We start from the raw sequence: 11,611 nt of genomic DNA on the forward strand, positions 1-11,611 counted from the left end.
AGCGATGTCGTCGCAATCAATTATTGAATGGGGTTGTTTAACCGAGCAACAACAAATAGATGCGTTGTTGCGTCCAGCAATGAAAGACAGTGTTATCCTGCGTGACACTGTGACTAAAATTTTGAGTCGTGTGCGTGAGAACAAAGACGCCGCCGTATTTGAATATACAAAACAATTTGATGGTGCAGAACTAAGAGAGTTACGCTTAGACCCAACCATCATTGAGCAAGCAGAACGCAAAATTAAAGCGAAGGTCAGAATCGCTATTGATAAAGCGTATGCAAATATAAAAATATTTCACGAAGCCCAAATACCTCAGGATATTCGTATTGAGACAACACCGGGTGTATTGTGTGAACAAAGACACACAGCCTTAGAAAAAGTGGGTCTTTACATTCCCGGTGGCAGTGCACCTTTACCTTCAACTGTGTTGATGTTGGGTGTGTCAGCCCAAGTAGCTGGTTGTGAGTTGCCTATTTTATGCACTCCACCCTCACCACAAGGCACAATCGCACCTGAAATTTGTTATGCCGCAAAGCTATGTGGCATTAAACACATTTACCTTTGTGGTGGCGCTCAAGCAATTGCGGCAATGGCATTTGGTACCGAGAGCATACCCAAAGTTGATAAAATATTTGGTCCTGGTAACAGCTTTGTTACCGAAGCAAAACAGCAAGTAAGCCAAGTCGTTAGCGGCGCTGCTATCGATATGCCAGCGGGTCCTTCTGAGGTGTTGGTTATCGCTGATGCAAATGCGAATGCAGGCTTTGTCGCTGCTGACTTGCTTTCACAGGCTGAACATGGCGCAGATTCACAAGCCGTATTAGTAAGTAATGACCGCACCTTGATCGTGAAAGTACAACAACAAATCAGCTTACAACTTGCTCAGCTTTCACGTCGTGATATTGCAACTAAAGCGGTAGATAACAGTCGTTATATTCTTACCGATAGTATTGAAGAATGTGTTTTGGTCAGCAATGCCTATGCACCTGAGCATTTGATTGTGCAAACTGACAATGCTCGCGACTTATTGGCAACCTTGAAACACGCCGGTTCTATATTTGTTGGCGCTTATTCTCCAGAGTCCGCAGGTGATTATGCAAGTGGTACTAATCATGTATTGCCAACCTATGGGTATGCGCGAAACTATTCGAGCTTGGGCTTACTAGACTTTATGCGCCGTTACACTGTGCAAGAATTATCGCGTGAAGGGTTAGAGAATATTGGCGATGCCATTATGGATTTAGCTGATGCTGAAGGTCTCGATGCACATAGAAACGCGGTTAAAATTAGATTAACCGGTTTAGAGCTGCCCTCTATGCCACTCGAACACTCTGAAAATTCTGCAGTAAAAAGTGATAGTGTTGTGATTAGTGCATTGAATAGCGTGGCAACTAGCGCGGTAAATAGCGCAACCAACAACAGTGAAACAGACGGTCGTGTATACATTTATACTCCGGCAGGTGAATAGCCATGAGCACAGAACACAAAAACAGGGTCAGTGAGATAAACACGACAGCAAATTGGCTGTCGGACCTCGCCCTTGATCATGTTAATGCGTTAACTCCTTATGAATCAGCAAGACGACTCTTCGCTGGCTCCGGCGCTGATACAGGGCAAGTGTGGTTAAACGCCAATGAGTCGCCGTTTGCAGGAGAATACGCTGTCGATTCATCGGTATTCAATCGTTATCCTGACTGCCAGCCTGACTCTGTGATCAAAGGCTATGCAAAATATGCAAACTTAAAGGCGGCGCAAACCCTAGTAACAAGAGGCGCAGATGAGGGCATAGAACTCATCATTCGCGCATTTTGTGAACCTCGCAAAGACAGTATTCTTATTTGCCCTCCCACTTATGGTATGTATGCGATCAGTGCCCAAACGTTTAACGTTGGTGTACAGAAATCAGTACTCAATGACGATTTCACCCTTAATATAGCCGATATACTAACGTATGTTGGTAAAGTCAAAGCGGTGTTCATTTGCTCACCAAACAACCCAACTGGTACAAGTGTTTCTAAACAAGACATTGTGACCGTGCTTGAAGCATTTAAAGATCAAGCAATTGTTGTAGTGGACGAAGCTTATATTGAATTTGATATTGCTCAAAACCAAACTGATTTACTCGAACAATATGAACATTTAGTGATATTGCGAACCTTGTCAAAAGCGTTCGCGCTAGCTGGTTTACGTTGCGGATTTACGCTAGCATCAGCGGCAATTGTCCAAACATTATTGAAAGTTATTGCGCCTTACCCTATTCCTGCACCAGTTGCTCAAGTTGCGAGCAAAGCGCTTGAATCAGACGGTTTGCTTAAAATGCATAGCGACGTTGATTTATTAAAAGCTGAATTGATTGCATTGCGTGAAGCATTAACTGACATTGGTGATATTCAAATTGTAGGTAATATTAACGCCAACTTTGTGCTCTTTAGAACACAAAGAAAAACTCAGCTCATGGCTTTTCTTGTGAAAAACAAGATGCTAATTCGCGATCAATCAAAACAGATAAACTTGAACAATTGTCTGCGCATTAGTATCGGAACCCCAGAGCAGAACAACACATTATTAGCATTAATTAAGGCATTCTTTGCCGACGGAAATCAATAATATGAGTCAACAAGCTATTCTTTTCATTGATCGTGACGGCACTTTAGTGGAAGAGCCCCCCGTTGATAAACAACTCGACAACTTAGAGAAGTTGGTCTTTGAAGCCAATGTTATTCCTGAGCTACTTAAACTCCAAGCCGCTGGTTTCAGGTTGGTGATGGTTTCGAATCAAGATGGTTTAGGTACGGAAAGTTTTCCAATCGCTGACTTTGATTTGCCACACAACGCGATGTTGAATATATTTTCCAGCCAAGGCGTGGTATTTGATGACGTATTAATTTGCCCGCACTTTGATGCCGATAATTGCAGTTGCAGAAAGCCTAAATTAGGGCTGATAAAAGACTACTTGCAAACAGGTAAAGTCGATTTTACGCGTTCGTTTGTGATTGGCGATCGTGATACTGACATACAACTTGCGGAGAATATGGGCATCAAGGGTATTAAGTACGACCCTGCAACTAACAATTGGCCGATGATCACACAGCAGTTAACAGTAACAGAGCGCATTGCAGAAGTGGTCAGAACGACATCAGAAACAGATATTAGGGTAAAAGTAAATTTAGACAGTTCACAAAAACCAGAAATACATACCGGTATCGGTTTTTTTGACCATATGCTAGATCAAGTAGCCACACATGGCGGTTTTTACCTTAACGTGAGTGTTGATGGTGACCTTCACATAGACGATCATCACAGTGTTGAAGATACCGCTCTTGCACTGGGCGAATGCCTGAAAAAAGCCTTGGGAGATAAGCGCGGAATTGCCCGTTTTGGCTTCGCCTTGCCAATGGATGAGTGTCGAGCCGAATGTATTATGGATATTTCAAACCGCCCTCACTTAAAATTTGATGCGCCATTTAGTCGTGATTCAGTTGGTGATATGGCGGTTGAAATGGTGCCTCACTTTTTCTATTCAATTGCGCAAACAATGGGTTTATCATTGCATTTGTCAACCACAGAAGGCAATGCACATCACCAAGTAGAAAGCCTATTTAAAGTGTTTGGCCGCGCGTTGCGTCAAGCAATAGCGAAACAAGGTGATGCCCTACCGAGTACCAAAGGATCATTATAAATGTCTAACTCATTGGTCATTGTAAATACCGGCTGTGCCAACATATCGTCAGTTAAGTTTGCATTTGAACGATTAGGTATCAACGTTGACGTGTCTGACGATGTTAAGGTAATAGCAAAAGCACAAAGAGTCCTTTTACCCGGCGTTGGCAGTGCACCTGCCGCCATGAGCAGTATTAACAAAAAAGCCTTAGCCGCTTGCTTACGCGCGTTAACTCAGCCCACATTAGGTGTTTGCTTGGGTATGCAATTGATGGTCACCGACTCGCAAGAAGGTGAATTTGGTAAAACTGATTTGACCAATAGCTTGAATTTAATTCCCGGCCACGTAAAACGTATGCAAGTAGGCAATTTACGTTTACCGCATATGGGTTGGAATAGAGTCACAAGCAAATATGCAAACCCTTTGTTTGTTGGCATTCCAGATGGCGAGCATTTCTATTTTGTGCATAGCTATGCCATTGATGACTATGCACATACGCTAGCCACTTGCCATTATTCTTCAGCTAAAAAGCAATCAGACATAGGCGCATTAGCTATTAACGCAAACGCTGAGCTAATAAGTGCTGACCCAATAATTGCCAAGCCAATAAGTGTCGAGCAACTTAAAGCTGATATTGGGACTACTTTTTCAGCCGCGATCCATAAAGATAATTTTTTCGGTGTGCAATTTCACCCAGAGCGTTCCAGTGATGCTGGTGCGCAGTTACTCAAAAACTTTATTCAGTTGTGAGAAAATAAAATGATTATTCCAGCTATCGATTTAATCGAAGGAAAAGTGGTTCGTTTATATCAAGGCGACTATAACCAGTCAACTGAATACAAACTTGATCCAATCGATGTGGTGCATCAATATGCCGATGATGGCGCGCAGTGGTTACACATTGTCGACTTAACTGGTGCTAAAGACACAACTAAACGACAATTAACCCTCATTTCGGAGATGGTGGCTACCAAGCGTATGAAGTTTCAAAGCGGTGGCGGTGTGCGCACCAAAGCAGATGTTGAAGGTTTATTAAAAGCAGGAGTGCACAGAGTCGTAATCGGTTCACTGGCCGTTACTCAACAGGAAGTTGTGGAGCAATGGATGGTCGAATTCGGTTCGGAGCATATTGTTCTTGCTCTGGATATTAACATTGACGAACAGGGTAATAAATTTGTAGCAACGCACGGCTGGCAAAAAGACTCTGGTGTTTCTATTGAAGCGTTGATTGAACGCTACTCCAAGGTTGGCTTAAAGCACGTTTTATGCACAGACATTAGCCGCGACGGCACGCTTCAAGGGGCCAACGACAGCCTGTACAAAGAAGTAGTTGCTCAGTTTCCGGACATTCAATGGCAGGCATCCGGCGGTATCGGTAGTTTGCGCGATATTGAGGTCTTAAAACCCACTAATGTCGCTGGTGTGATCTTAGGTAGAGCTTTGCTTGAAGGCAAGTTTACGGTAAAACAAGCCATTGAATGCTGGTCAAGGTAAGTAACGAATTTTTAGTCAGATTTGGGACCTTAATTGATTTAGCACTAATAAATGCGATGCAAACCTGCGACAGCTATTGTTCAAAGTTAAATATTACGTAAAATAGTCGTCATTATAAACGCTATCAAGCAACGTGCTGATAGCACAAGGTCAATAAAATTAGGCGATTAACGCCAACAACAAAAATTGGGAATTATACATGGCTGTGTTCGGGACTGTTTTTATGCCGCAAATGGCATTGGCAACTTTTGAAAATGATAAGTGGAACGATACCCAAAAAGTCTCTGCTGAGAGTATTCAAATTCACCCAGGCGCTCATGTGTTGCATTATTCAAGTACTTGTTTTGAAGGTTTGAAAGCCTTTCGTCACGAAGATGGCGGTATTTACGTATTTAGAATGGATAAAAACCTCAACCGTTTTGAGCAAAGCAGTGAACTACTTAATTTACCTAAAATAAACAAACATCAAGTTGCAGCCATGATCCTAGACATTGTTGCTCAATATGCTGATGAAGTGCCACAACCTCCTGGCTCTATGTATATTCGCCCTACTCATGTCGGTACCGAAGCATCTATCGGCAAAGCCGCAGCCCCATCACTGTCTTCTATACTATACGTGCTATTGTCACCTGTAGGCGATTACTTTGCCGGCGGCGCAAAACCATTGCGCTTATTGCTAGACGAGACAGGTATGCGCTGTGCACCGCACATGGGCATGATTAAAAGTGGTGGCAACTATGCAAGTGCATTAGGTCCTATTTTAAAGGCGCGTAACGACGTGCAAGCTGATCAAATACTGTTCTGTCCAAATGGTGACGTACAAGAAACCGGTGCCGCCAACTTTATTTTGATTGATGGTAACGAAATCATCACCAAAGCATTAGACTCTAGCTTTTTACACGGTGTTACACGCGATTCTATTTTAACCCTTGCCGCTGACTTAGGCATGACGATTAGTGAACGCAACATCAGTGTTGATGAGTTATTAGAGAGAGCCGCAAAACCCGGTGTTGAAGCAGCACTTTCAGGTACCGCTGCGGTGCTTACGCCAGTAGGCACCTTTATTCATAATGATAAAGAGCATCAAGTAGGCAATGGCGAAGCGGGGCTAACCACAATGAAATTACGCCAAGCATTGAATGATATTCAATGGGGTAAGGCTGAAGACAAGCACAATTGGCTGGTTAAAGTTAACTAATATTTATTCAAGCGCAGATATAAAAAGTGTAATAGCATAAATAATTTGATGAGCCAATTAGGTCTGCTATTGCACGCCGCTATAGACTCGAGTTACCGTTATGAACTGACGGTGTCAGGATGCTATAAAGAACAAGACCAAATTATTAACGCTGAACAATATTTCAGATTGAGTAATTACCGCCACACGTATGTCACTTCGACCAATGAGCCTTTTTCCTTGAATTCCAATGTCTCGCAAAGGTGTTTTACCAACTTTAGACCTCTGCCAGAATAAACCCGTTCTGCGTCATTCATCGTGTCCAGCTTTTTCATCACGTCAGACACATCGAAACCTGGTCCGCTGTCTTTGACAGTAATAAGAATTTTGCCACCAACCTTTTCATTAAATCGCTTTAGAGCTATATGAACAAAACCCGTGTCTACGTTATTTAGCTTTTTTTCTCGCTCATCAAAATACTGACCAAAGCCTTCTGCAGAGTTTTTTAAGGCAGAATTTAAACTTAGAACGCCATGGTCCATCGCATTCACAAATAGCTCAGTTAATATGGTGTATAAATTTTCCCACTGCGGTTCATCACCTTCAATAGCGTATATTTGATCCATTATAATAGGTATCGGGTTACCGCAACGTAAGCGTTCGACTCCTAACTTTAACTGCCATTCCCATGCAGGCATCGCCGCGTAAGAAAGTTGGGGTAGTACCTTATCACCTTGCAAGTTTTTAATTTTTTTAGTCACATCAAAACGATTCATCATGGGTATGTTAATGTCTATTAATATCAAATCAACTTGGTTTTTAATTCACATTTCAACAGCTTGAACAACATTGTAAGCTAACAATACTTCATAGCCTTGTTTTTTTAATAAAGCACTAAGAATGTCACATTGCACTTTAGAATCATCAACGACTAAGACTAATTTCGTATTTTTTAGCAAGGGAATACCAAATATACTTAACGCTGAATTGTTATTAATTTATGGAATTGGGCTATCTCTAGTATTTTATTAACCATCACACTTGGTTTGCTAATAATAAGTTCCCCTGAAAGCTTATCCGCGTGATCCTTTAATAAAAGGATCATACCTAACGCAGAGCTATCCATAAACGCTGCTTTACTTAAATCTAAGATAAACTTAATACCTATAACGTCAATTTCACTATAGGCGTCTCTAAAAATTTGATATTGAGAAAATTCAAAGCTCTCTTCAATCACAATTGTTAATACTTTTTTATCGTCTGAAATATTTGTTTTAACTGTCACTTTGCGACCATCCCGTTACTAAAATAACTCAATGTCACCTTCATCCAAAGAATCCTGACTGACACTACGATTTTGATTTTGATTTTTGCTCTTTATAGTAATTTCTCGGCAGCTGTCTCTGAAGGTATCAATTTGTTCTTGTGTATACGTTTTACTTTCGTTACAAAACTTATTGAGACTTTCATTAATTTGACGAATGCTACCGGTATTAGATTTTAAAGAATTTAATGATTGGTAGGTTAAATCCTCAAATTGTAATGAGCGAATACCTAATGCCGCCGCATTGGCTATTTGAGGCGTAATGTTAGAAAGTTCATTCACTTTTGCTTTGCTATCCTCACTAACATCTTGAATATGTTCTATCATTGTACCTATATGCTCTTTGGCTTTTAAGATAGGCGTCATATCAGCTGAAGCGATTTCTTCTACCGACGCTCTTAACTTACTGATAGTCCCTTTTGCTAAGCTAATTTCTCTGCGTATATTTTCATTTAATTCAGTTGAACTAACAGAAAGCGATCTAACTTCATTAGCAACCACGGCAAAGCCACGACCAGCATCACCAGCTCTTGCTGCCTCTATAGCCGCATTTAATGCCAATAGATTGGTTTGCGTAGCAATCCGTTCTACTTGCTCTAGCAAAGCAAAAACACTATCGAATTGTTTAACCATTTCGTCAGTAAACGCCATGGTTTGGAGGCTTTGCTTACTGGTATTAACAATCACACTGACAAATTCGTCTAAGGTTTTATTTGACTCTTGGACGAACGAGGCTAAGCTGGTCCCTTCGTCATCCCCAATACTTTGGCTTTGCAGTATCAACGCTGCAATCATAGTTTGTTGATCTTCACTAAGTTGCGTTAAGTTTTTAAAACAATCGGAGATACCTAAAACAGCCTCGCCGACTAAGCCACTAGTACGATCGATTTCATTCTCAATTATTTCTACTTCTTGTCCATAAAATTCATGTAAATTTTGAATTACTGAAACCAGTAAAGGGTTATCAGTTGCATTTTCATGAGGGGTTATTTGTTCAGTTTTATTTTCCTTTTGCTTTTTAGTTAAGAACAGCAGCGCAAGCAAGCCCAGAGAAATTAAAATATTTAAAACGTTAATTTCTAACAAAATTGCATTCACTAACAATAGTAATATTAAGCTTAAGCCAATCCTAAATATTATATTTTTATCAATATTCATCATTTTTCTTTCTCATATCTGCTTTGTTTAATAACGCAAAGTCGATAATACTGCTTGCTATATTGGCTAAGCTAATCTGCTCACAGTGCGCGTTAAGTGCATAAGCTTTACCCGGCATACCCCAGATCAAACTACTTGCTTTATCTTGAATTAGTGTCCTCGCGCCAGACTCCTTAAGACCCAACATGCCCTGGGCGCCGTCTCTTCCCATGCCAGTAAGTAATATAGCTTGAACGTTCTCAGCAAAAGGAATTAATGAATCAAATAAAACATCTACCGATGGCTTATGTCGGCTAACTTCGGCCGAATCTTCCAAGGTGCAGAATAACCCACTGCCTCTTCTTACTACTTTTAAATGCATGTCTCCTGGCGCGATGTAAGCGTGACCAACTTTTATTTTTTGACCATGTTGTGCTTCTTGAACCGTTATTTGACAGCAACTATTAAGGCGATCAGCAAATCGACCACTAAAAGATTTAGGGATATGTTGAGTGATTACAATAGCGGGTGAATTCGCAGGTAAATTTATCAATATCTTTTTAATCGCTTCAGTGCCACCTGTGGAGGCGCCAATAGCAATCAAATGATCTAGCCGTTTTAAGCCTTTAAACGGCAGTATTTTATTTTGTAAATTGCTAGCCATAACGTTGGATAATTTGAAATTTCGTTGCTCAATAGTCGCTGCTTGTTTGATTTTTGTGACTAAGGTTTCTTTAAAGCTATTTTTAGTTGCTAATAATTCTGCAACACTGGGCTTAGCAATAAAGTCTACAGCGCCAATTTCTAGGGCTTCTAAGGTGATATCCGCACCTTTTGTGGTCAACGTAGACAGCATTATTACTGGCATAGGTCGCAAGCGCATTAAATTAACTAAAAACGTAATTCCATCCATTTTTGGCATTTCAACATCCAGCGTTAAAACATCTGGATTTAGTCTTTTAATTAAATCACGGGCAACAATAGGATCTTCTGCTTCCCCTACCACTTCAATGTCAACTTCATCCTTCAGCGCATCTTTGACAATATTGCGTATGACTGATGAATCATCAACAACTAATACGGTTATTTTTTTCAATGTCTGTTCCGTCCTCTATTGCACATTAAAATAATTCTATATCGCCATCAACCTCGTTATGGTCAATGTGCTTGGAATAATCTTTTTCTCGTTGAGCGATGGTATCGTTATGTAAATTATTAAGTTTTTTAACGAATGCTCGCCCACTAGCTGGCTCAAAAATTACTTTTCTAGGATACAAATCACCGGTATCTGTAGTTTCAATTTGTATATTTTCCATTTGTAAATAATGCATTGCAAAATCAATGTTTCGCTTGCCTACATCAGTCATTTGGTTTAACACTTTGCCACCGCCAAAAACTTTAGCTAGCAAATGCTCACGGCGCCCTCCATTTTTTAATATGGTATTAATCAAATGTTCCATAGCGAAATTACCGTATCGGGTTGCATCGGAGGAAATGCCGCGCTTTCCCCAGTTAACTTCATGAGCTTTTTTATCAGTTAAAGGCAACATAAAGTGATTCATGCCACCTATATTTTCGTTTTTGTCCCAAATGCACGCCGAGATACAAGAGCCAAGAGTCGTCGCAATAGCCACATTATCTCTGGTCATATAAAACTCACCCGGTAAAATTTTGGCAACCACAACTTCTCTATATCGATCCCAGTAATGATTCACATGACTGAACTCAGGCAAACAACGTGAAAGACATTGTTTTACTTCAATACTGTTATTGCGCTCCAAAGTAATTAACCTTCAACAACTTGATTGCACAACGCGGGCTTCCTGAAAACAGTACGTCCACCATTGGAAAAATACTTTTGATAGGCCCCTAAATTCTCACTATGTCCTAATATTAATAATCCACCTGGCTTGATATATTCATAATAACGAGCGAATAATTCTTGTTGAGTCGGTTTATCAAAGTAAATAATGACGTTACGGCAAAAGATGACGTCAAAAAGCCCTTTCATCGGCCATTCATGTAGCAAATTTAATTGCTTAAACGTGATTAGGTCTCTTATTTGTTTACTCACTTTGACATTTTTACTATTAGCACCTGTTCCTTGAATAAAATACTGTTGTTGTATTTCCTTTGGTAAGTCTTCAATACGACTATTGTCATAGATACCTGCTGCACCTTTAGCAAGCACATTACTATCAATATCTGTCGCTAATATTTTAACGTCCCATTGTGGTAACTGGCTTTGCATCGCCTCTAACAATGTAATAGCAATGCTGTAAGGTTCCTCACCCGTAGATGATGCAGAAGACCAGATCCTTATCGATTTTTTTTGCGCTTGTGCTTTGTTCTCTCGAGCAATTATTTTTGGTATCTCATGTTCTTGCAAATAATCAAAATGATGCTTTTCTCTAAAAAAACTGGTCAAATTTGTTGTTATCGCATTAATGAAATAATTTTCTTCCTCTTCTGATTTTGTCTGCAATAAATGACAATAATCGCTAAAACTATCTAGTTTACGCTCTCGAATAATGCGCGAGAAGCGGCGATAAACCATTTCCCGCTTACTCTCATTGAGCAGTATCCCGGTTGTACTGTGAACGTACTCACAGACAAACTTAAACTCTTTTGTAGATAGACTATGGTCTTCGTGCCGCTCATCTGCCATTACATTTAACCTTCTACGTCATTAAAAAACAGCTCGACTGCTCGTTTCAGAAGCTCGTTTCAGATACTTTATTCAAAAGCTCTTTCACAGGCTCTTTACAAAAGCTCCTTACAACAGCTCCTTACTAAAGCTCCTTACAACCGCTCC

The 11,611-nt window shown here is 40.4% G+C and carries 12 protein-coding genes; 6 read left to right on the forward strand and 6 right to left on the reverse strand.

Features of this window, described 5'->3' with window-relative positions; genetic code table 11:
- Positions 1 to 4 precede the first annotated feature (4 nt).
- From hisD to G399_RS0106805, 6 genes are all read left to right on the forward strand, one after another.
- Positions 5 to 1,471, forward strand: coding sequence for a histidinol dehydrogenase (hisD, locus tag G399_RS0106780; RefSeq protein WP_006010694.1), 1,467 nt, complete (start codon positions 5 to 7; stop codon positions 1,469 to 1,471).
- Between the two features lie 2 nt (positions 1,472 to 1,473).
- Positions 1,474 to 2,610: a histidinol-phosphate transaminase gene (gene hisC, locus G399_RS0106785; RefSeq protein ID WP_006010696.1), complete on the forward strand. Its 1,137-nt coding sequence runs from the start codon at positions 1,474 to 1,476 to the stop codon at positions 2,608 to 2,610.
- Between the two features lies 1 nt (position 2,611).
- Positions 2,612 to 3,682 (forward strand): bifunctional histidinol-phosphatase/imidazoleglycerol-phosphate dehydratase HisB, encoded by a 1,071-nt coding sequence (hisB, locus tag G399_RS0106790; protein WP_006010699.1) that lies wholly within the window; start codon positions 2,612 to 2,614, stop codon positions 3,680 to 3,682.
- On the forward strand, positions 3,683 to 4,414 hold the full coding sequence (gene hisH / locus G399_RS0106795; RefSeq protein ID WP_006010700.1) for an imidazole glycerol phosphate synthase subunit HisH: 732 nt from the start codon (positions 3,683 to 3,685) through the stop codon (positions 4,412 to 4,414). It abuts the gene before it with no gap.
- A gap of 9 nt (positions 4,415 to 4,423) precedes the next feature.
- Positions 4,424 to 5,158: a 1-(5-phosphoribosyl)-5-[(5-phosphoribosylamino)methylideneamino]imidazole-4-carboxamide isomerase gene (gene hisA / locus G399_RS0106800; protein WP_006010702.1), complete on the forward strand. Its 735-nt coding sequence runs from the start codon at positions 4,424 to 4,426 to the stop codon at positions 5,156 to 5,158.
- 166 nt (positions 5,159 to 5,324) lie between these two features.
- Complete coding sequence (locus G399_RS0106805; protein WP_226988954.1) at positions 5,325 to 6,356, forward strand: branched-chain amino acid aminotransferase; 1,032 nt, start codon at positions 5,325 to 5,327, stop codon at positions 6,354 to 6,356.
- A gap of 176 nt (positions 6,357 to 6,532) precedes the next feature.
- Here the strand turns inward: G399_RS0106805 and G399_RS0106810 are convergent, their stop codons facing one another.
- The 6 genes from G399_RS0106810 to G399_RS0106840 form a co-directional block, all read right to left on the reverse strand.
- Complete coding sequence (locus tag G399_RS0106810) at positions 6,533 to 7,114, reverse strand: ATP-binding protein (RefSeq protein ID WP_006010709.1); 582 nt, start codon at positions 7,112 to 7,114, stop codon at positions 6,533 to 6,535.
- A 197-nt stretch (positions 7,115 to 7,311) separates the two neighbouring features.
- Positions 7,312 to 7,620 (reverse strand): STAS domain-containing protein, encoded by a 309-nt coding sequence (locus G399_RS0106820; protein ID WP_006010711.1) that lies wholly within the window; start codon positions 7,618 to 7,620, stop codon positions 7,312 to 7,314.
- 18 nt (positions 7,621 to 7,638) lie between these two features.
- Positions 7,639 to 8,820, reverse strand: coding sequence for a methyl-accepting chemotaxis protein (locus G399_RS0106825; RefSeq protein WP_226988950.1), 1,182 nt, complete (start codon positions 8,818 to 8,820; stop codon positions 7,639 to 7,641).
- Positions 8,807 to 9,892, reverse strand: coding sequence for a protein-glutamate methylesterase/protein-glutamine glutaminase (locus G399_RS0106830; protein WP_006010714.1), 1,086 nt, complete (start codon positions 9,890 to 9,892; stop codon positions 8,807 to 8,809). The genes G399_RS0106825 and G399_RS0106830 overlap by 14 nt, the downstream gene beginning before the upstream one ends.
- A gap of 25 nt (positions 9,893 to 9,917) precedes the next feature.
- Complete coding sequence (cheD, locus tag G399_RS0106835) at positions 9,918 to 10,577, reverse strand: chemoreceptor glutamine deamidase CheD (RefSeq protein ID WP_006010716.1); 660 nt, start codon at positions 10,575 to 10,577, stop codon at positions 9,918 to 9,920.
- 5 nt (positions 10,578 to 10,582) lie between these two features.
- The gene (locus G399_RS0106840) at positions 10,583 to 11,464 is read right to left on the reverse strand and encodes a CheR family methyltransferase (RefSeq protein ID WP_006010718.1); all 882 of its coding nucleotides are present in this window, start codon (positions 11,462 to 11,464) and stop codon (positions 10,583 to 10,585) included.
- Between the last annotated feature and the right edge of the window lie 147 nt (positions 11,465 to 11,611).

The organism is Brumicola pallidula DSM 14239 = ACAM 615 (assembly GCF_000428905.1).
In the GTDB taxonomy this organism is placed as follows: Bacteria; Pseudomonadota; Gammaproteobacteria; order Enterobacterales; family Alteromonadaceae; genus Glaciecola; species Glaciecola pallidula.